General features: G+C 41.0%; 22 protein-coding genes. All 22 read right to left on the bottom strand.

Going from position 1 to position 19692, the window contains the following annotated elements:
- Position 1: 1 nt before the first annotated feature.
- The 22 genes from hslU to ftsY all read right to left on the bottom strand — a co-directional run bounded on the left by hslU (position 2) and on the right by ftsY (position 19675).
- Positions 2-1396 carry an HslU--HslV peptidase ATPase subunit gene (hslU, locus tag ACZ5OK_RS08350; RefSeq protein ID WP_343841099.1) on the bottom strand — a complete coding sequence of 465 codons (1395 nt, stop codon included), beginning with the start codon at positions 1394-1396 and terminating at the stop codon, positions 2-4.
- A 12-nt stretch (positions 1397-1408) separates the two neighbouring features.
- On the bottom strand, positions 1409-1954 hold the full coding sequence (gene hslV, locus ACZ5OK_RS08345) for an ATP-dependent protease subunit HslV (RefSeq protein WP_343841098.1): 546 nt from the start codon (positions 1952-1954) through the stop codon (positions 1409-1411).
- A gap of 24 nt (positions 1955-1978) precedes the next feature.
- Positions 1979-2878 (bottom strand): tyrosine recombinase XerC, encoded by a 900-nt coding sequence (xerC, locus tag ACZ5OK_RS08340; RefSeq protein ID WP_343841096.1) that lies wholly within the window; start codon positions 2876-2878, stop codon positions 1979-1981.
- Positions 2879-3417: 539 nt separating this feature from the next.
- On the bottom strand, positions 3418-5493 hold the full coding sequence (gene topA, locus ACZ5OK_RS08335) for a type I DNA topoisomerase (protein ID WP_343841094.1): 2076 nt from the start codon (positions 5491-5493) through the stop codon (positions 3418-3420).
- A 180-nt stretch (positions 5494-5673) separates the two neighbouring features.
- Positions 5674-6582, bottom strand: a complete 909-nt coding sequence (gene dprA / locus ACZ5OK_RS08330) for a DNA-processing protein DprA (RefSeq protein ID WP_343841092.1) — start codon at positions 6580-6582, stop codon at positions 5674-5676.
- Between the two features lie 73 nt (positions 6583-6655).
- Positions 6656-7558 (bottom strand): succinate--CoA ligase subunit alpha, encoded by a 903-nt coding sequence (sucD, locus tag ACZ5OK_RS08325; protein WP_343841089.1) that lies wholly within the window; start codon positions 7556-7558, stop codon positions 6656-6658.
- Positions 7559-7581: 23 nt separating this feature from the next.
- Positions 7582-8742, bottom strand: a complete 1161-nt coding sequence (gene sucC / locus ACZ5OK_RS08320; protein ID WP_343841087.1) for an ADP-forming succinate--CoA ligase subunit beta — start codon at positions 8740-8742, stop codon at positions 7582-7584.
- A 119-nt stretch (positions 8743-8861) separates the two neighbouring features.
- The gene (locus tag ACZ5OK_RS08315; RefSeq protein WP_343841085.1) at positions 8862-9287 is read right to left on the bottom strand and encodes a hypothetical protein; all 426 of its coding nucleotides are present in this window, start codon (positions 9285-9287) and stop codon (positions 8862-8864) included.
- A gap of 42 nt (positions 9288-9329) precedes the next feature.
- Entirely contained in the window at positions 9330-9617 is a 288-nt protein-coding gene (locus ACZ5OK_RS08310) for a FlhB-like flagellar biosynthesis protein (protein WP_343841083.1), read from the bottom strand.
- Positions 9614-11224: a hypothetical protein gene (locus ACZ5OK_RS08305; protein ID WP_343841081.1), complete on the bottom strand. Its 1611-nt coding sequence runs from the start codon at positions 11222-11224 to the stop codon at positions 9614-9616. Before ACZ5OK_RS08305 ends, ACZ5OK_RS08310 begins: the two co-directional genes overlap by 4 nt.
- A gap of 15 nt (positions 11225-11239) precedes the next feature.
- Positions 11240-12016: a ribonuclease HII gene (locus ACZ5OK_RS08300; RefSeq protein ID WP_343841078.1), complete on the bottom strand. Its 777-nt coding sequence runs from the start codon at positions 12014-12016 to the stop codon at positions 11240-11242.
- A 98-nt stretch (positions 12017-12114) separates the two neighbouring features.
- The gene (ylqF, locus tag ACZ5OK_RS08295) at positions 12115-12957 is read right to left on the bottom strand and encodes a ribosome biogenesis GTPase YlqF (protein WP_343841075.1); all 843 of its coding nucleotides are present in this window, start codon (positions 12955-12957) and stop codon (positions 12115-12117) included.
- Positions 12958-12970: 13 nt separating this feature from the next.
- Positions 12971-13528: a signal peptidase I gene (gene lepB / locus ACZ5OK_RS08290; protein WP_343841073.1), complete on the bottom strand. Its 558-nt coding sequence runs from the start codon at positions 13526-13528 to the stop codon at positions 12971-12973.
- 140 nt (positions 13529-13668) lie between these two features.
- Positions 13669-14013 carry a 50S ribosomal protein L19 gene (gene rplS / locus ACZ5OK_RS08285; protein ID WP_343841071.1) on the bottom strand — a complete coding sequence of 115 codons (345 nt, stop codon included), beginning with the start codon at positions 14011-14013 and terminating at the stop codon, positions 13669-13671.
- A 126-nt stretch (positions 14014-14139) separates the two neighbouring features.
- Positions 14140-14874 (bottom strand): tRNA (guanosine(37)-N1)-methyltransferase TrmD, encoded by a 735-nt coding sequence (gene trmD, locus ACZ5OK_RS08280; protein ID WP_343841069.1) that lies wholly within the window; start codon positions 14872-14874, stop codon positions 14140-14142.
- Complete coding sequence (gene rimM / locus ACZ5OK_RS08275) at positions 14874-15386, bottom strand: ribosome maturation factor RimM (RefSeq protein WP_343841066.1); 513 nt, start codon at positions 15384-15386, stop codon at positions 14874-14876. The genes trmD and rimM overlap by 1 nt, the downstream gene beginning before the upstream one ends.
- A gap of 23 nt (positions 15387-15409) precedes the next feature.
- Positions 15410-15796: a YlqD family protein gene (locus ACZ5OK_RS08270; RefSeq protein ID WP_343841063.1), complete on the bottom strand. Its 387-nt coding sequence runs from the start codon at positions 15794-15796 to the stop codon at positions 15410-15412.
- A 184-nt stretch (positions 15797-15980) separates the two neighbouring features.
- Positions 15981-16208, bottom strand: coding sequence for a KH domain-containing protein (locus ACZ5OK_RS08265; protein ID WP_343841060.1), 228 nt, complete (start codon positions 16206-16208; stop codon positions 15981-15983).
- A 14-nt stretch (positions 16209-16222) separates the two neighbouring features.
- On the bottom strand, positions 16223-16495 hold the full coding sequence (gene rpsP / locus ACZ5OK_RS08260) for a 30S ribosomal protein S16 (RefSeq protein ID WP_343841058.1): 273 nt from the start codon (positions 16493-16495) through the stop codon (positions 16223-16225).
- A 395-nt stretch (positions 16496-16890) separates the two neighbouring features.
- Positions 16891-18240, bottom strand: coding sequence for a signal recognition particle protein (ffh, locus tag ACZ5OK_RS08255; RefSeq protein ID WP_343841055.1), 1350 nt, complete (start codon positions 18238-18240; stop codon positions 16891-16893).
- Between the two features lie 11 nt (positions 18241-18251).
- Positions 18252-18587 carry a putative DNA-binding protein gene (locus tag ACZ5OK_RS08250; RefSeq protein WP_044157380.1) on the bottom strand — a complete coding sequence of 112 codons (336 nt, stop codon included), beginning with the start codon at positions 18585-18587 and terminating at the stop codon, positions 18252-18254.
- Positions 18588-18664: 77 nt separating this feature from the next.
- Positions 18665-19675, bottom strand: a complete 1011-nt coding sequence (ftsY, locus tag ACZ5OK_RS08245) for a signal recognition particle-docking protein FtsY (RefSeq protein WP_343841052.1) — start codon at positions 19673-19675, stop codon at positions 18665-18667.
- Positions 19676-19692: the final 17 nt, after the last annotated feature.

Raw genomic sequence — 19692 nt, 5'->3', positions numbered from 1 at the left:
CCTATAAGATGTATTGGGATAAGTCTTTGTTTTTCACAATTGAGCCCAGCTTATCATTGACATACTCTCTGGTGATATCCACCTTTTCCATATTAATGTCCGGTGCTTCAAAGGATAAATCCTCCAGAAGTTTCTCCAGAATTGTATGGAGTCTTCTTGCTCCAATATTATCGGAGTCCTGGTTTACCTCATAAGCAATTTCAGCAATTCTATTTACAGCATCGTCAGAAAATTCAACATTTATACCTTCTGTTTTCAATAATGCAGAGTATTGTTTAAGTAATGCATTTGAAGGCTCTGTTAAAATATTGATGAAATCCTCGACGTTAAGCTTCTGAAGCTCCACCCTTGTAGGGAAACGTCCCTGAAGCTCCGGTATTAAATCTGAAGGCTTTGACATATGAAAAGCCCCTGCAGCCACAAATAAAATATGATCTGTTTTTACAGGGCCATATTTTGTCGTAATTGTTGAACCTTCAACAATAGGCAGGATATCACGCTGAACTCCTTCTCTCGAAACATTTGCCTGTGATTCATTTTTTCCGGAAACTTTATCAATCTCATCGATAAAAATAATCCCTGACTGCTCTGTTTTTTCTATAGCCTCCTGAGAGACTTCATCCATATCAATCAATTTCTGGGCTTCGTCGTGAGTCAGCAATTTTCGCGCTTCTCTCACAGGAAGTCTTCTCTTCTTTTTCTTCTTAGGCATCAGCTGTCCAAAAGCATCCTGCATGTTCATGCCGAATTGCTCCATTCCTGATCCCTGAAGCATATCAAGCATAGAAGATTGCTGTTCGTCTACTTCAACAGTAACCATCTGATCCTCTAATTCTCCAAGGTCAAGCTGATGTCTGATTCGCTTGCGTTTTTGTTCAATTTCAGTTTGTTGTTCATCCTCCTGAGCTGGTTCATCGTTTTGCTGATTGGAAAACAGCATTTCAAAAGGATTTTTCATGGATTGATTTTTTTTCTTTTCCGGAACTAAGAGTTTCACAAGCCGATTGTTGGCTAAGTCCTCTGCTTTTCCCTTCACTTGCTTCATCTTTTCTTCTTTCACGATTCGGATGGATATTTCCACCAGATCGCGAACCATCGATTCCACATCACGCCCCACATAACCTACTTCTGTAAACTTTGTTGCTTCTACTTTCACAAAAGGGGCACCGGTTAATTTGGCGAGACGTCTGGCTATTTCGGTCTTCCCTACACCAGTTGGACCGATCATCAGAATATTTTTGGGAACAATTTCATCTCTAAGCTTTTCATCCATCTGCAACCGGCGAAACCGATTCCTTAGCGCCACAGCTACAGCCCTTTTCGCCTGGTTTTGCCCAATAATAAATTGATCTAACTTCTCAACAATTTGTCTTGGGGTGAGGTTCATCTCATCCATTGTTCAACCTCCTTATTCCAACACTTCTAAAACAATCTGATCATTCGTGAAGACACAGATTTCTCCAGCTATCTCCAGTGCTGCCTGCGCAATTTCAGGTGCTGTCTTTTCCTGTGAATACCGCTTCAAAGCACGACCGGCACTAAGGGCATAATTGCCACCGGATCCAATAGCTAAAAGGTCATCATCCGGTTCAATGACCTCACCCGTTCCGGAGACTAAAAACATCTTTTCCTTATCCATGACAATTAACATGGCTTCAAGCTTTCGAAGCACTTTATCACTTCTCCACTCTTTGGCAAGCTCCACAGAAGCCCTGGCCAAATTGCCATTATATTTCTCCAGGTAGCTTTCAAATTTCTCAAATAGCGTGAAAGCATCCGCGACAGAGCCGGCAAACCCAGCTAATACATTGCCATTAAACAGACGTCTGACCTTTCGAGCCGTATGCTTCATGACCACTTGATTTCCCAAGGTAACCTGACCATCACCACTCATTGCACATTGGCCATTATGTCGCACAGCAAATATGGTGGTTGCATGAAATTCATTTGACAATTGAAAGTCCTCCTCTACAATGCTTTAAGCTCGAGGATGCGAATTTTTATATATGTTACGTAAATGATCCTTTGTAACGTGTGTGTATATCTGTGTTGACGATAAATTTTTATGCCCGAGCAACTCCTGAACCGACCTCATATCGGCCCCTGCATTAAGTAAATGCGTCGCAAAGGTATGTCTTAGCTTATGCGGATGCACGTTAATCGTCAGCGCAGCATTCTTTACCATTTTGTTTAATACAAGGCGAAATCCCCGGGTTGATAATGTCGTCCCACGCGCATTTAAAAATAACGATCCACTATCTTCGTTCGCTTTATTTACCAGTTTCGCTCTGCCATCATGGATATATTGTTCTAAAGCATCCTGCGCATATCGTCCAAATGGAATATATCTTTCCTTATTCCCTTTTCCTCTGACTAAGACAGTTCCAATTGAAAAATCCACATGGACAAGTTTTAAATTGGCACACTCACTCACCCGCATCCCTGTCGCATAAAGTAATTCCAAAATCGCCTGATCCCGCTGACCGAGGGGGCTGGTTAAATCATTTACATGAAACAGTTTTTCAATCTCTTCTTCATATAAAAATCCTGGTATAGGTTTTGATACCTTTGGTTGAGAAACCTGCAAAAATGGATTTGAGTCTACTTTCTCCTCTCTTTCCAGAAAACGATAAAACGTTCGTAAGGTTGACAGTCTCCTTGATACACTTCTTCTGGAAAGCTTTTGTTCGTATTGTTTCGTTAAAAATACTCTTATAGCTGCATAATCGACATCTTTAACATGTTCAATACCTTCTTCCTCTAAAAACAAAAAAAAGGTATCAAGATCCTCTTGATAAAACTTCACCGTATAAGGTGAGGCATTTTTTTCAACCTGCAAATATTCAGTAAATACCTCACGTAAGTAATCAGAATTCATGTTTCCCCACCTTACTTTAGTTCAAATATATAGAGTAAAGTATATGCAGGTGTGTATGGAGACCAGGTAAATGTTCTTCTTTCCTGCCTGGAGCGTATAAATCTTAACATAGTTAAAGGATAGGTTGCAATAAATTTGACTAAATTGTAACAAAATTCTGAAATGTCCCCGGGCGTATCATCTTTCTAAATATTTCAAATGTATGTAAGTTGTGTCAAGTAAATAACCTTACCAAATGGTAATTATAGCTATAGGATTGTTCACTGTCAAACAAAAGCATTAAAAAATCCCTCCAAAGTTGCATAAGCGAACTATTGGAGGGATTTTTCGTTGTCTAGGATATTATATAATTTAAGATTTGTGGATAAAAAATCAATCAGAGGACGTCCGGCTCCAGCGCCCAGCGACTAGCGTGACTTCCTTCACCTCCGTCCGATAAGTCAACATCGACTCACAAGGTTCGTCGTGTTTCCTTTATCTCCTCCGGCTCAGTCCAGTCCGTACGTCGCTAAACGGGCGCTTCCGCCTTTGTTCTTACACTATTCCTGCTTTTCTTCTTTATAATCACATTGCGTACATTGAACCTGCGTTGCTTTTTTTCTTTTCTTTTCTACTAATAAACCTTCACATTTTGGACATGGCCTTGCAATAGGTTTATCCCAGGAAATAAATTCACATTCCGGATAATTGTCACATCCATAAAATGTACGGTTCTTTTTCGACTTTCGCTCAACAATATTTCCATCCTTACAGTTGGGACACTTAACCCCAATCTCCTTTAAAATGGGTTTCGTATTCCGGCATTCAGGAAAATTGGAGCACGCCATAAACTTCCCGTAGCGACCCATTTTATAAACCATAGGGTGTCCGCATTCCTCACAATCTTCCCCTGCAGGTTCATCCTTTATCTCAATCTTTTCCATTTCCTGTTCTGCCGTTTTCAGTCTTTTTTCAAATCCCTGATAAAAATCGTCAATAATGTTTACCCACTCGGTCTTTCCTTCCTCAATGCTATCCAGGTCATTTTCCATTTTTGCAGTAAACTCTATGTCTATGATTTCAGGAAAGTATTCCATCAGAATATTGACGACAATTTCTCCGAGCTCGGTAGGAACGAAACGGCGGTTTTCCAGAGTAACATAATTTCTTCGCTGAATCGTATCCAGTGTAGGTGCATAAGTTGATGGTCTTCCTATACCAAGCTCTTCAAGCGTTTTAACTAACCGCGCCTCTGTATATCTTGGAGGCGGCTGAGTAAAATGCTGACTCGGATTAATCTCCTGTGCTTTTACCGTCTCTCCCTCTTCAAGTGGTGGAAGGAGCTTATTTTCTTCTTTCTTTTTATCATCCTGGCCTTCCACATACACTTTCATAAAGCCCTTGAACTTTACCTGTGATCCACTGGCACGAAACTCAACATCATTGTTTATTAAATGAGCTGTAACAGTATCCATAACAGCCGGAGCCATTTGACTGGCTAAGAAACGTTCCCAGATCAGGCGATATAAACGGAGCTGATCGCGTGACAGAACGGATTTGAGAGATTGGGGAGTTCGATTTACTGAAGTAGGACGAACTGCCTCGTGAGCATCCTGAGCCCCTTCAGAATCCTTCTTCTTTTTATAAGAGCCCAAATATTCTTTTCCATAGGAAGTTTCAATGAACTCTGCAGCTTCCTGCTTAGCCGTATTAGAAATCCGGGTAGAGTCGGTTCTCATATACGTGATCAGACCAACTGTTCCCTCTTTCTTTCCTAAATCAATTCCTTCGTATAATTGCTGGGCCAGCATCATTGTCTTTTTCGCACGGAAATTCAGCTTACGGGCAGCTTCCTGCTGTAAAGACGATGTTGTAAATGGAGCTGCTGGATTCCTTTTTCTTTCCCTTTTATTGACTTTATCAACTTTAAATTGGTCTCCATCCATTTTATTTAAAATCTCATTAACATCTTCTTGTGAGCTCAGCTTCTGTTTTTTTCCGTTCAATCCATAAAAAGAACCCTGAAAGGTATCTTTGCCTTTCATAAAATCTGTTTCTATCGTCCAGTATTCTTCCGGCTGGAAGTTCTGAATCTCTCTTTCCCGTTCAATAACAAGACGAACAGCTACAGACTGTACACGGCCCGCACTTAGGCCTTTCTTTACTTTTTGCCAAAGCAATGGGCTAATATTGTAACCTACCAGACGATCCAGAATTCTTCTTGCCTGCTGCGCATCAACTAAATCCATATCAATATGTCGCGGATGTTTAAAGGATTCCTTTACTGCATCCTTGGTAATCTCATTAAATACAACACGACATTTGGAACTTTCATCCACGTCCAGGCTATATGCCAAATGCCAGGCAATAGCCTCTCCCTCTCGGTCCGGGTCGGCTGCTAAAAATACTTTTTTGGCTTTCTTAGCAGCCGTTTTTAATTCTTTCAATACAGGCCCTTTTCCCCGTATGGTTATATACTTTGGTTTATAGTTTTCATCCACATCAACGCCTGTTTGACTTTTTGGCAGGTCACGCACGTGTCCCATGGATGCCTTTACTTTATATTTTTTTCCTAAATATCGTTCAATTGTTTTTGCTTTTGCCGGTGATTCGACAATTACTAAATAATCTGCCATATTCATCCTCCTAAGAGGTTTTCTCTCTTTTTCTTTTCTATTTTTTATCTATTACATATAAGGTTAACGGTTTCATGAAGGAACAAATTCATATAATGGAAAACGTTTTTTGAAATCTTCCTTATTATTAAATACAAGTATTACATTTGTCAAACCATTTTTTACAACAGAATCAACAATTCATACCTTTTTAGGTGTTAAACTCCAGTTTTCATAAGAATTTCTGGCCTCAATTAAATCTTCTGCACTATGAATAAGTTGAGCCCCTTCCTGAATGAGACGATGGCACCCTTTGGTTTGTGGCAGCAGAATAGAACCAGGGACAACAAACACCTCTCGTCCTTGCTCTAAGGCCTGCTCAGCCGTTATAAATGTTCCACTCCTCTCTTTAGCCTCCACAACCAGTGTACCAAAGGAAAGACCACTAATAATCCGGTTGCGTTCAGGAAAATGCCAGGGCTTAGGAGATGCATCCGGGGGATATTCAGAAATCAGCAGATGCTCCTGCTCCAGGGTTTTCATTAACTGTATGTTTTCTTTCGGATAAATATGATGAAAGCCAAATCCTAAAACACCAATGGTTTTCCCGTTATACGTCAAAGCAGCCTGATGAGAAAAAGAATCAATTCCTTTTGCCATTCCGCTGACGATTAACCAATCACGTTCTATCACTGGTTTTAGCAGGGAATGAACTTTACGTCTGGCTTCTCCGGAATGGGCTCTTGTACCTACAACACTCAGCTTAGGCTCATGTTCTAAAAACTCAGGCGAACCTTTGATGTAAAGCAGTAAAGGTGGATCAGGAATCATTTTCAGTGATGAAGGGTAGTGGGGATGATTCAGAGAGATAATCGTTGTTTTTTTAAGGTCCTGTTCGACACTATTTAGCAATTTTGGGCTATGGAGTCCTTGATGAACTTTCTGAGCTTTCATCGGGGTCAGGCGGAAAATTGCCTGAAGATCGCTGATGGAGAATTGGTATATAGAGGAGAGACTGGAATCTAACTCTAATAAGTGCCGGATTCTTCTTCGACCAAGCCCCTGCACCCGAAGCAAATGGGCCAATCTTAATTCATTTTCAGATACCAATACACACACATCCTTCCAAAGTATAAAGGGAGGGACTCATCCAAATCGATTGGATCAGTCCCCTTTAACAACATTAATACGTTTTACATTTTTCGTAAAGGTTGTTTTCTTTTAGAACTTCTATTAAAGTTTCACCCATTACAGCTGGTGTTTCTGCTACTTTAATTCCAGAGTCATTCATAATCCGGATTTTTTCGTCTGCCGTTCCTTTTCCACCAGAAATAATGGCACCAGCATGACCCATACGTTTTCCTGGAGGTGCTGTACGTCCCCCGATAAAGCCTACGACAGGTTTACTCATATTTTCTTTAATCCATTGAGCTGCTTCCTCTTCAGCTGTACCACCAATTTCACCGATCATAATCACAGCTTCTGTATCAGGATCTTCATTAAAAGCTTTTAGTACATCAATGAAATTTGTACCATTGACCGGGTCCCCGCCAATACCAACAGCAGTAGATTGGCCAATTCCTTCTTCAGACAGCTGGTGAACAGCCTCATAGGTTAATGTACCGGAACGTGATACAACTCCTACATGACCTTTTTTATGAATATAACCAGGCATAATACCAATCTTACACTCTTCGGGAGTAATCACACCTGGGCAGTTTGGTCCTACAAGACGGGTTTTCTTCCCTTCCATTTGCCGCTTTACCTTAACCATATCCATAACCGGAATATGTTCTGTAATACAGATGACAGTGTCCAGCTCGGCATCCACAGCTTCCAGAATGGCGTCTGCGGCAAATGGTGCGGGTACATAAATAACAGATGCAGTTGCACCGGTTTTTTCTTTCGCTTCCTGGACGGTATTAAAAACAGGTACACCTTCTACTGTCTGTCCGCCTTTTCCTGGGGAAGTACCTCCTACAATTTCAGTGCCATATTCAAGCATTTGCTTCGTATGGAATAAAGCTGTAGAACCAGTAATACCCTGAACGATTACTTTTGTATTCTTATTTATATAGATACTCATGATTTCTCTCCCACCTTTCTACATTACTTAACCAGTTCAACGATTTTTTGTGCTCCATCAGCCATGGAATTTGCGGATGTGATATTCAAACCGGATTCAGACAAAATCTTCTTCCCTTGCTCTACGTTTGTTCCTTCAAGACGAACAACCAATGGCAGTTCAAGGCCTACCTGCTTTGTCGCCTCTACAACACCTTCAGCAATTACATCACATTTCATAATACCGCCAAAGATATTCACAAAGATTCCCTTTACGTTGTCATCAGCAAGAATAATTTTAAAGGCTTCGGTAACTTTTTCCGCAGTTGCTCCTCCACCTACATCAAGGAAGTTCGCCGGCTCTCCACCTGAATGTTTAATAATATCCATGGTAGACATAGCAAGACCAGCGCCATTAACCATACAGCCAATATTCCCATCAAGAGCTACATAGCTGAGATCATATTTTGAAGCTTCAATTTCTTTTGGATCCTCTTCATCAAGATCACGATACTCCAATAAATCCTTTTGACGGAATAAAGCGTTGTCATCAAAGTTCAGTTTCGCATCTAAAGCTAAAACTTCACCGTCACCTGTTGTAACAAGCGGGTTAATTTCAGCTACAGAGCAATCTTTTTTAATAAATACATCATAAAGTCCCATCATAAATTTAACAGCTTTGGAAACGAGCTCTTTCGGAATATTAATATTAAACGCTAATCTTCTCGCCTGATAAGGCATAAGCCCCGTTACAGGATCAATAACCTCCTGAAAGATCTTTTCAGGTGTATTGGAAGCAACCTCTTCAATTTCAGTTCCTCCTTCTTCGGAACCCATCATCACCACACGGGAGGTTGCACGATCAAGAACAACACCAATATAGTACTCATTTTGAATATCGCAGCCTTCTTCAACCAGAAGACGTTTTACTTCCTTTCCTTCAGGTCCAGTCTGATGCGTCACTAATGTTTTACCAAGAAGCTCTTCAGCATATGTACGTACATCTTCCTGGCTCTTGGCAATTTTTACTCCGCCTGCTTTCCCGCGGCCGCCTGCATGAATTTGAGCTTTTACAACGCTTACATCTGAACCTAATTCCTGTGCCGCCTGGACAGCTTCATCTACTGAAAACGCAACACGATTATTGGGTACAGCAACGCCGAATTGGCGAAAAATCTCTTTTGCTTGATACTCGTGAATGTTCATCTTCCATCCTCCCATCTGAAATTCAAATTGCGTGTACATTGTATACAAAATTGTTGGAATTTGTCCACACTTTTCTATTATAAGACGATTCTATAAAAATAACAAACATAGCCGAATATTTATTGATTAAGTTCTTTATAGGCAATAGCTTTTAAGGCCAGAAGCTCTTTTTCCGATAGCTTTCTTTCTAACTGGTTGACCATTTCCAGTTTTTCATCCTGACTCAGACCGTCCTTTGCCATGTTTCCAAGTTCAATTAATTCCCTGACACTGAACCTGGAGACTAGTTCCTTAGCAGCCTCATCCTTTGTAGAAAATGGCAAACCCTCCTCGGCTGCCTTGGCTCCATCCTTAACCATCTGCTGTAATTCCGAATGATTGTTCATTTGATCTTCCAGCTGATTCATAACAGGGCTTGCTGACAATTCCTCTGCATAAGACTCCACAATCTTCTCCGCAGCAATTTTTGTACCGAAATGGTAAATTCCTAAACCAAGAACACCTATTAACAGCAGAAATATGCAAAGTCTCCGTAATAGTTTCATTTTCTTTACCTCCCTCACGATCAGTTGTCCAAACTATTTTATTTATGTTCTCTCCTCTTCATGACGATCGACCTGATAAATAAATGCGAAAACTTCAGCTACTACCTGATATAAATCTTCCGGAATCGTTTCATTAATATTTAACGCTGAAAGAAGTTCAACGAGCGTTTCATCCTCCTGTACAGGTACATCATGTTCCTTCGCCTTTGACAGAATTCTCTCAGCGACCTTCCCCTGCCCTGAAGCTGCAACTTTTGGGGCATTCTCTATTGTTTCATCATAAGATAAGGCCACTGCTTTTTTCCGTTTATCTTCAGACGGCTGTGTCATATTTTAATATCCAGTCCTTTCTCCTGAGTATAGGCAGACCCCAAACGATTAGTCCCCGGAAAACCTGTATTATGTCGAAATTCTTTTATTTGGACAGACATAAGTGGAAAGTTTAATTGAGATAGATTGTCTTTAAGAACAGGCTCAAATAGCTTTGCAATTGGTCTTATGCGGCTGGGATTCTGATTGAAAATGGTCAATGAGATCTGCTTGTTTTGTATATTCATATCCATGACCGTTTCTTTAAGTTGATGGAGCTGCAGATAAAACATTACCCGGCAATAATCAGAATCCAGCTGATCGTCATCCTTCTTTTTACCTTCAAAATCCATAAAAAAATCTTCCTGAAGCCCAAATAGTTCACCCGGAAATTGAACACTGAACTGTGTCCATTCTCCATAATCATTAGACAGCAGTTGTATGCCTGAAAACACCTGCATCAGCTGCTGGAGCGGCTGCTTTAACTTCTGTCCGTTAACTTGCTGTTGAACTGATTGCAGAAGTTCCGTTAAAGGCTTGTAGGTATCTGACATGCCGGGGGAATTCAAGTCTGGCTGACTGCTTAATAGCGATGTAAACCCTCTAAATTTAATGGCTGCTTTTTCGGCAGCAGTAAATACATGAGCATACTTTTCTGACCCAGCCCCCTGAAGCAGCCAAAAATCCAGTGCACGTTGGAAGTCCTGATTACCGGTAGATTTCATCGATTTCCACAATGCTCTGATTCCCTGATAAAATTCCTCCATGGACTCAAAGGGAAGAGGCGAATCCTTCATCACTACTTGCTTGTTAAAAAACGGTCGACCTAGTTGGATCTGATTTTGTTCAGCCCAGCTCGTCCATTCCTGCTTCCAGCTGGTGAAATCCATCTTCCCGGGTATTAGCCCTGAGGCTTTCAGCAGTGAAAATGTCTGTGTCGAACCTTTATGAATATCCGATAAAATATAGGAAGCTAATTGTCTGGTACTAAAATTCGATTCTCCTGAATGAAATAAATGAAGGATATTTCTGAGCTGTATCGTTTCATTTGAAAATTCGTCGGGAAGGGATTGAGTGAGAATTTCTGCTGCATTTGAAATGGATATAGGCCGAAACAACCGCGCATAAGTAGTATCAAAAACCTCTTTTGTCATCGGCAGGTTTCTTTGCAGCATTTCCAGCAGAACCATTCTCGATTCATCAAAAGAGGAACCCCTATCCAGTAAACCAAAAGCCTGACTTAGCACCTGTTTTTGAACGGGGAGTTGATGATCCAATAGAAAAGAAAGGAACGTATGCTGATTCCTCGTTCCTTTCATGCCCATCTCCTTTAGCAAAATAGCCGCTGACTCCTGCTGATTTTTCACCGGCTTTTCACTCACCACCTGAAGTTTTACAAAAGGAGAAGCTTGTTTCACCTGAAAAACATAGCGCTTATTGGCCTGCAGGAAATGCTCTAATTGAGCGATAAGCTTCTGTCCGCCCATCTGTATCATCGCTTTATTTTGAGGTAGAAATTTTTCCACTTTTCCTGTCACGATCTGACCTGTTTTAAAGGATAAACCTGAATTCTGGACAGACCTTATTCGTATTGATTGAAGAGCTTTTGTAATCCCGGAATTTTGCATTCCAAATCTCTCCCTTTAGGATTGAGTTGCTTCTTTGACTGGTGAAAACGACTTTCTGTGGTAAGGGGTAGGTCCAAATTGCTCCAGTGCTTCCAAATGCATTTTTGTCCCATATCCCATGTTTGATCCGAACTGATAGGAAGGATATTGACGATCTATTTCTTTCATCATTCGATCCCTTGTTACTTTAGCTAATACACTTGCTGCTGCAATGGATACAGACTTTTGATCCCCTTTAACAATGGATTCCTGCTGAATGGGCAGTTCCGGCAGTTTTACCGCATCAATAAGCAGAAACTGAGGCTGATGTTTTAATTCTAAAACAGCCTTTTTCATCGCTAATTTTGAGGCCTGATAGATATTAATCTGATCAATGGTTTTGGCATTAACGATTCCTATACCGTAATCCACAGCCTTTTCTTTAATCGTATCAAAAAATCTTTCCCTCACTGACTCCGATAATTTTTTGGAGTCGTCCAGACCTTCCAGATAAAAGGAATCATCAATGATCACAGCAGCTGCCACGACCGGGCCTGCTAACGGTCCGCGGCCAGCTTCATCGATTCCTGCAATATATGTATATCCCTGTTCCCAAAGGCGATGTTCCCACATCAGCATTCCCTGAAAATGCTCTAAATTCTTCTGTCTTTCAGCGTGCTTTTTTTGTTCCTTGAGAACTAATGCCTGTACACCTTTTCGGTTATCCTCCTGATAGGCTTGCCAATCAGCGGCTGAATAGCTTTCATTCGTTAATTTTTCGCGTATTTCTTTTATGGTTTCTTTGCTGGTCATCCTTTTCCTCCATTACTTGATTTATCGGCTGCTAAACAGGAAATATTAATGATTATTTGCAATAACTGTTGAGGTTTAAGAGGACAGCCTTTTTCTATTTAAGGACGATCGAAGGTGAAATGTCCTAATTTTCCCGTTCGCAAATCACGAATAATCACATCAGCTGTTTTTTCGTAATCAATCATACCACCACTGGCCAGGCAGCCTCGTTTTTTCCCGATTTCATCAAACCATGTCACAATATCTTCAGCATCTAAATCGATGCCATAACGCTCTTTAAGTTGAGCAGGATAATACTGTTTTAAAAATTTAAGCACAAAAACGGCAACATCATCAAGGTGTAATAGCTGATCCTTAATTGTGCCAATAGCGGCCAGTTTAAGGCCCACCTCTTCATCCTCAAATTTCGGCCATAAAATCCCCGGCGTATCGAGAAGCTCGAAATCCTTTTTCACTTTCATCCAGGTCTGGGATTTCGTTACTCCTGGACGATCTCCGGTTAGTGCTATTTTTTTGTTAACCAGTCGATTAATAAGGGTAGATTTCCCTACATTAGGAATCCCCACTATCATGGCTCTGATTGGTCTTGGCTTTATTCCCTTTTGTGTTAAACGTTCCAGCTTCTGCTCACCGATCGTTTTTGCTTTTTTGATTAGGGTTTGAATATCTTTTTGCTCCTGTACATTTACAGCTAAATGAGGGATCCCCATGTGGTCAAAATAGTCTTCCCATTCCTTTGTCACTTCAGGGTCTGCCAGGTCCTTTTTCATAAGGAGTACAAGCTTGTCCTTATCTCCTAACACATCCTGGAGCATAGGGTTTTGTGAGGATTTTGGCACTCTTGCGTCCACCAATTCAATCACAAAATCGACGAGCTTTAATTTTTCTTCTACTTCTCTCTTTGCCTTTGCCATATGGCCCGGAAACCATTGTATCGTCACATTATCACCTTCTTTATGTTTTCCACTCAAAATGAGAGAGAGGCCAGTAAGTGAGTTGGGCTTCCCCCACAATCTGATCCACAGGAATTAACCCTATCATTCGACTGTCTGTTGAGTTCATACGATTATCTCCAAGGACTAATACATATCCCTCAGGTATTTTTTCATATTCTCCAGGTAAGTCTTCAAGAGTAAAATCATGCGTATAGTGACTTCCTTCCTGCAGGCTTTCCACTCTTTCCTGAATAAACGGTTCCTCCACAGGGGTTCCATTTACATAGAGAGTTTCGTTACGATAAGCTATATGTTCTCCCGGCAGGCCAATCACCCTTTTTATGTAGTCTCTTTTTTGTGTAGCATGAAAGACAACAATGTCAAAGCGTTCCGGCTCACCAATCTGATAATTTAATTTATTTACAATCAGATGATCCCCGTTTTCAAGTGTAGGTAGCATGGATGGCCCGTCCACAATAATTGGGGTAAATAAAAATGTTCGAATTCCTAATGCAATAATAGCTGAAATGACAATAACTTTAATCCAGCTTAGCCATTCTCTGTTCTTCGTGGACATGTCAAAACCCCCGAGCATATGTACAAAAGTTTAGCTTTCATTTTCAATGGAATAATCGATATGTATATATAATAGAAAAAGGAGCCTGACCATGCAAGCTCCTTCTCCACTGAATTAAAGCTCATACAGCTTTAATTATCTTATCGGATTTCTTTAATACGTGCTGCTTTACCACGACGCCCACGAAGGTAATAAAGCTTCGCACGACGTACTTTACCACGGCGAGGTACTTCAATCTTAGCAATACGTGGGGAATGTACTGGGAACGTACGTTCAATTCCCACGCCATAAGAGATTTTACGTACAGTGAAGGTTTCACTTATTCCGCCACCACGACGCTTAAGTACGACACCTTCAAATACCTGAATACGTTCACGGTTCCCCTCAACAACTTTCACGTGAACCTTTACCGTATCCCCAGGACGAAAATCCGGATGGTCCGTGCGTAATTGGTCTTTGGTAACTTGTTCAATGATGTTTTGCACAAGTCTTCACTCCTTCCAACTAACACTCTTGCCTTTATTTGCGACAGCGGAGTATCGTTTTTCTTTGCCTAAGCGAACTCTTAAGCACAACAATTAATATATCATAATGACCCTTTCAATGCAAGATTATTTGTCCATCTTCCATTGCTTTATCCACTGTTTTTGTTTATCGGTTAAGACAACATTTTCTAATAAATCAGGCCTACGCTCCCAGGTTCTTTTTAACGATTCCTTTTGCCGCCAATCCTCTATCTTTTGATGATCACCGGACAAAATAACATCTGGTACATTCATCCCCCGGAACTCCCTGGGACGGGTGTAATGGGGGTGTTCGAGAAGACCGGTTGAAAAAGAATCCTGTATTGCAGAATGATCGTTGCCAAGCACACCTGGAAGGAGCCTTACCACACTGTCTGTCACAACCATGGCCCCAAGTTCACCACCGGTTAAAATGTAATCACCAACGGAAATTTCATCCGTAGCCAGATGCGTGCGAATGCGCTCATCATACCCTTCATAATGGCCGCAAATCAGAATTAAGTGCTCTTCCCGGGAAAACTCCTCTGCTTTTTTCTGGGTATAGGGCTCCCCTTGTGGAGACATTAAAATAACACGGGGCTTTGAAGAACGATTTGATGACAGATCTTCAACTGCATCAAATAAGGGCTGTGGTGTCAGGACCATGCCCGCTCCTCCCCCATATGGGTAGTCGTCCACTTTCTGATGTTTATTATCTGAATACGAGCGAAAATTAATCGTATTATATTGGACAGCTTCCATATCCTTCGCTTTTTTTAAAATGGAGGAATTAAGTACGCCCTCGAACATTTCAGGAAACAGGGTTAAAATATCTATATGCATCAATCCAGTAAACCCTCCATCGGATGTATCACAACTTTTTTATGTTCTACATCCACTTGTTTTACAATCTCCTCTATGTAAGGGATTAAGCCATCTTTCTCCCCCGACCGTTTCACTACCCAAATGTCATTAGCTCCTGGTGACAGAATTTCCTTAATAATACCCACTTTTTCGCCTTCTTCCGTCACTACTTCACAGCCAATAATTTCATGGTAATAATACTCTCCTTCATCGAGAGTCAACAGCTGCTCCTCGGAGACTTTCAGCATTCCATTTTTTAACGGTTCAACATCATTAATGGAGGAGTACCCGTCAAAATGGAGCAAATGAAAGTTTTTATGGATGCGGTGTCCGTCCACTTCAAGGGGAATGGTGATTGAACCATCATCCGAAACCCAGTAAAGTTTGGAGCCCGGCTCTAATCGCTCATCAAAATCCGTAATTTTAATAACTTTAACTTCACCTTTTATTCCATGAGTATTTACTATTTTTCCGACATTAAACATTTCCATTATGTATCACCCATCACCTAATATTAATCGATTCGAATAATCGTGTCATCTTTTATGGTAATGGAATGTTCACCCATAACATCTGACCAGCGATCTCCAACGGAAACCTCTACAATCTCATCAATTTCGCTTTCAGTGATTTCACTGCCTACTGGTAAAATATCCAGTTGCTCAAGCTGATATTCAAGCCATTTCATCTTGTTTTGTCGCCGGTCTATTTCTTTTTGAAACCGGGTCTTAACATCCTGTGGTGAAATCCCTTTTTTTGATTGCAGTTTTCGTTTCTCAAACTGAAGCTGATGACACTCATTTTCAAGCTGGGACAGCTGACGATGAAATTTTAACTCCAATCGTTCCTTGCTTTTTTCGGTAATCACCTGTTTAACAGAAGTTTTTCTTATTATTTTCACGAGGGAATACCTCCATTTTTTCAAACCACACCATTATGTAAAGTGTCCATCAACAGTCTTTCACCAGCAATAGTTTGGACCACGTTAAATAGATATTTAACTGGCGGCACTCCTGATAGATAAGTTCTCACAAAAAAACAGCTATTAGTAAACAACAGGGAAAGGTCTGCCCCTTCCCTGTTGTTTACATGATATCTAAATATAATTTTTTATCCTTGTCCGAACCAGCTGCATATACAACGGTTCGAATGGCTTTGGCAATACGTCCGTTTTTGCCGATTACTTTACCGACATCCTGTTCATGAACAGTAAGATGATACCGGATTTTTTTATCTGTTTCTTCCTCAGTCACCACGACTTCCTCAGGATAATCAACAAGAGGACGAACAATGGTTTCTATTAAGGCTTTCATGATATCACACTACTTTAATTTTGGTTTTTAGCTTCGTGGAACTTCTTCATGATGCCTTGCTCTGAAAACAGATTACGAACGGTGTCACTTGGTTTTGCACCTTTTTGCATCCAGTCAAGTGCTTTTTCTTCATCCAAATCAACTTTTGCTGGTTCAACTACTGGATTATATGTTCCAATCTGTTCAATAAAACGTCCATCACGAGGAGAACGTGAATCGGCAACGACTACACGATAATATGGATTTCTCTTTGAACCCATTCTTCTTAGGCGAATTTTTACTGCCATGTTTCTGCACCTCCAAATAATTATCTTACACAAGTGTAGATTGTAGCAGATATTTTATTTGCTGTAAAGTATATTTCCATTACATTTCAAAAAATCGCATTTGTCTTCGGCTTATCCCGCATGACCTGGTCAGTCGCCTTCGCTTTTCTCTGTCCAGCTGCGGCTCCCAGGCCCAAGCGGTCATAAGCAAAATATCCTACATGGCCAAAAAGCGGCCATTCCGGATATTCTGCTTATGCCGTCGGGCCTAAACGGTCGCCTCGGCTTTTTTCTGTCCAGCTGCGGCTCCTAGGTCAAGGCGGATATAAGTCAAAGCCATTCCGTGGCCAAAACCATGCCACTTCATGTCTTTGTCTTATCCCGCATGACCTGGTCAGTCGCCTTCGCTGTTCTGTCTACATAAAAGGGAAGTTCATCATGCCTTTTTTCTTTTTGCCTTTTTTGCCTGAGTTGGTCATTTGTTTCATCATTTTCTTCATTTCGTCGAATTGCTTAAGGAGCCGGTTTACTTCTGATACAGAGGTTCCGGATCCCTTTGCAATCCTCCGTTTACGACTCGCATTCATGATACTTGGGTCAATTCTTTCTTTCTTCGTCATGGATTGAATGATGGCCTCCACATGACTGATTTGTTTTTCATCAACCTGGAGATTCTTCATTCCTTTCATTTTATTGGCCCCGGGCATCATGTTTATCAGTTCATCCAGAGGACCCATATTTTTGACCTGCTGCATCTGCTCCAGAAAGTCTTCAAATGTAAATGAAGCCGAACGCATTTTTTCTTCAAGCTCTTTTGCCTGCTTTTCATTAACATTATCCTGCGCTTTTTCAATTAAGGAAAGGACATCTCCCATTCCTAATATCCTGGAAGCCATGCGATCGGGATGAAAGGCTTCGAGTTCGTCAAGTTTTTCACCCATACCCGCATATTTAATCGGTTTTCCGGTAACAGCTTTAATAGAAATAGCCGCTCCTCCTCGTGTATCCCCATCCAGCTTGGTTAACACAACACCTGAAATATCCAGCTGATCATCAAAGCTTTGAGCGACATTTACTGCATCCTGTCCAGTCATGGAATCCACAACGAGGAAAATTTCATCTGGTGTGGTGACCTCTTTAATACTCTGCAGTTCATCCATTAACTGTTCATCAACATGTAAACGACCAGCAGTATCAATAATGACATAGTCGTTATGGTCTTCCTTTGCTTTGTCAATCGCCTGCTTAGCTATGTCAACAGGATTGGCATCTGTGCCTAAAGAAAAGACAGGCATATCCAGCTGTTTCCCCAGTGTTTCCAGCTGGTTAATCGCTGCCGGACGATAAACGTCAGCGGCTACAAGCATAGGATTGCGATTATGCTTTTTCCGTAGAAGATTTGCCAGTTTTCCGGTGGTAGTAGTTTTACCGGCACCCTGCAAACCCGTCATCATGATAACGGTTGGTGGCTTATTAGCTGTTGCAATCTTACTTTGCTCACCGCCCATTAAGTCAGACAGCTCTTCTTTTACAACTTTAATAACCTGCTGGCCCGGAGTTAAACTCTCCATAACTTCCTGACCAATGGCGCGTTCCTTAACCCTCTTAATAAAATCTTTTACGACTTTAAAATTAACGTCGGCCTCTAATAAAGCCAACCGCACTTCACGAGTCATTTCTTTTACATCGGCTTCGGTAACTTTACCTTTGCCCTTTACCTTCTGAATCGTTTTCTGCAGCCGGTCGGCTAACCCTTCAAATGCCATACAGCCGCCTCCTAATCTAGATTTTCATACCTTTGAATAAACCTCAACAATTCAGATTTATCCATTGCGTCTCTGCTTTCAATGGTTTCTTTCAATTCATGAATAAGCTCGTTTCTCTGTTTGAATTTATGATAAAGATCCAGCTTCTCTTCATATTCTTCAAGCATAGACTCTGTTCTTCTAATATTATCATAAACCGCCTGTCTGCTCACATCAAATTCCTCTGCAATTTCACCTAAAGAATAATCTTCAAGATAGTATAGTTCCATATAACTCTTTTGTTTAGGTGTTAGCAATTTCTGATAAAAATCAAATAAATAGTTCATTCGGGTTGTTTTTTCAAGCAAGGTAAACACCTCTTGTTAAGGGAATATCCTTTACATTTAAATGGTAAAGGGGAATGCTGCACTGTGTCAAGATACAGCTAGTCATCTCTTGCATCTGTGTTCGTGTCCTGATCAACTATGTCAGCAAATAAACCATAAACAAAGGAATTGGCATTAAACGGCTGTAAATCTGTTACCTTTTCACCAAGTCCGACATATTTAACCGGAATGGACAACTCATTCCGAATCGCTAAAACAATGCCTCCTTTAGCCGTCCCATCCAGTTTGGACAACACAATTCCGGAAACATCTGTTGATTCTGAAAAGGTTTTGGCCTGACTCATGGCATTTTGCCCCGTCGTAGCATCCAGAACAAGTAAAACTTCATGAGGGGCTTCCGGGATCTCACGTGAGATGACGCGCTTAACCTTAGAAAGTTCGTTCATTAAATTCACTTTATTTTGCAGACGTCCTGCCGTATCACACAGAAGAACATCGGCATTTCTTGATTTCGCAGCCTGAATTCCATCATAAATGACAGCAGCCGGATCACTGCCCTCACTATGTTTAATGACTTCAACACCGACGCGTTCTCCCCATACATCAAGCTGTTCAATGGCACCTGCCCTAAAGGTATCTCCTGCTGCAAGCATCACAGTTTTGCCTTCCTCTTTGAGTCGATGAGCAAGCTTTCCAATGGTTGTTGTTTTTCCAACACCATTAACTCCTACAAACAGAACCACGGATAAGCCGTCCTCATTTAAATTCAGCTCTTCTATCTCTTCATCCGCATCTCCATAATAAATTTCCACCAGCTTTTCAGAGATAACTTCCACAACCTCTGAAGTGTCTTTGATATTACGGCGTTTCACTTCCATTTCTAATTCTTCAATGAGTTCCATAACAGTTTCCACACCAACATCTGCGGAGATCAGTACTTCTTCCAGTTCCTCAAAAAATTCTTCATCGACTTTTCGATATTTCGCTACCAAATCATTCATTTTGGTCGCAAACGAATCTCTTGTTTTTGTCAATCCATCCTTAAATTTATCTGTCACTTGTTCCGTTTGTTTGTTGATTTTATCCTTTAGCTTTTTAAAGAAACTCAAGTAGAATCTTCCTTTCT

The organism is Salinibacillus aidingensis (assembly GCF_055393355.1).
Note: the sequence above shows the minus strand (reverse complement) of the source record. Positions and strands in the feature narration are given on the sequence as shown.

Bases quoted from the DNA above. Each gene is read 5' to 3' on its own strand.
- hslU (WP_343841099.1), bottom strand. From the start codon at position 1,396: ATGGATGAGATGAACCTCACCCCAAGACAAATTGTTGAGAAGTTAGAT.
- xerC (WP_343841096.1), bottom strand. From the start codon at position 2,878: ATGAATTCTGATTACTTACGTGAGGTATTTACTGAATATTTGCAGGTT.
- topA (WP_343841094.1), bottom strand. From the start codon at position 5,493: ATGGCAGATTATTTAGTAATTGTCGAATCACCGGCAAAAGCAAAAACA.
- sucD (WP_343841089.1), bottom strand. From the start codon at position 7,558: ATGAGTATCTATATAAATAAGAATACAAAAGTAATCGTTCAGGGTATT.
- sucC (WP_343841087.1), bottom strand. From the start codon at position 8,742: ATGAACATTCACGAGTATCAAGCAAAAGAGATTTTTCGCCAATTCGGC.
- ACZ5OK_RS08315 (WP_343841085.1), bottom strand. From the start codon at position 9,287: ATGAAACTATTACGGAGACTTTGCATATTTCTGCTGTTAATAGGTGTT.
- ACZ5OK_RS08310 (WP_343841083.1), bottom strand. From the start codon at position 9,617: ATGACACAGCCGTCTGAAGATAAACGGAAAAAAGCAGTGGCCTTATCT.
- ACZ5OK_RS08305 (WP_343841081.1), bottom strand. From the start codon at position 11,224: ATGCAAAATTCCGGGATTACAAAAGCTCTTCAATCAATACGAATAAGG.
- ACZ5OK_RS08300 (WP_343841078.1), bottom strand. From the start codon at position 12,016: ATGACCAGCAAAGAAACCATAAAAGAAATACGCGAAAAATTAACGAAT.
- lepB (WP_343841073.1), bottom strand. From the start codon at position 13,528: ATGTCCACGAAGAACAGAGAATGGCTAAGCTGGATTAAAGTTATTGTC.
- trmD (WP_343841069.1), bottom strand. From the start codon at position 14,874: ATGCATATAGATATTTTAACCCTGTTTCCTGAAATGTTCGAGGGCGTA.
- rimM (WP_343841066.1), bottom strand. From the start codon at position 15,386: ATGGAAATGTTTAATGTCGGAAAAATAGTAAATACTCATGGAATAAAA.
- ACZ5OK_RS08265 (WP_343841060.1), bottom strand. From the start codon at position 16,208: ATGAAAGCCTTAATAGAAACCATTGTTCGTCCTCTTGTTGATTATCCT.
- rpsP (WP_343841058.1), bottom strand. From the start codon at position 16,495: ATGGCAGTAAAAATTCGCCTAAGAAGAATGGGTTCAAAGAGAAATCCA.
- ffh (WP_343841055.1), bottom strand. From the start codon at position 18,240: ATGGCATTTGAAGGGTTAGCCGACCGGCTGCAGAAAACGATTCAGAAG.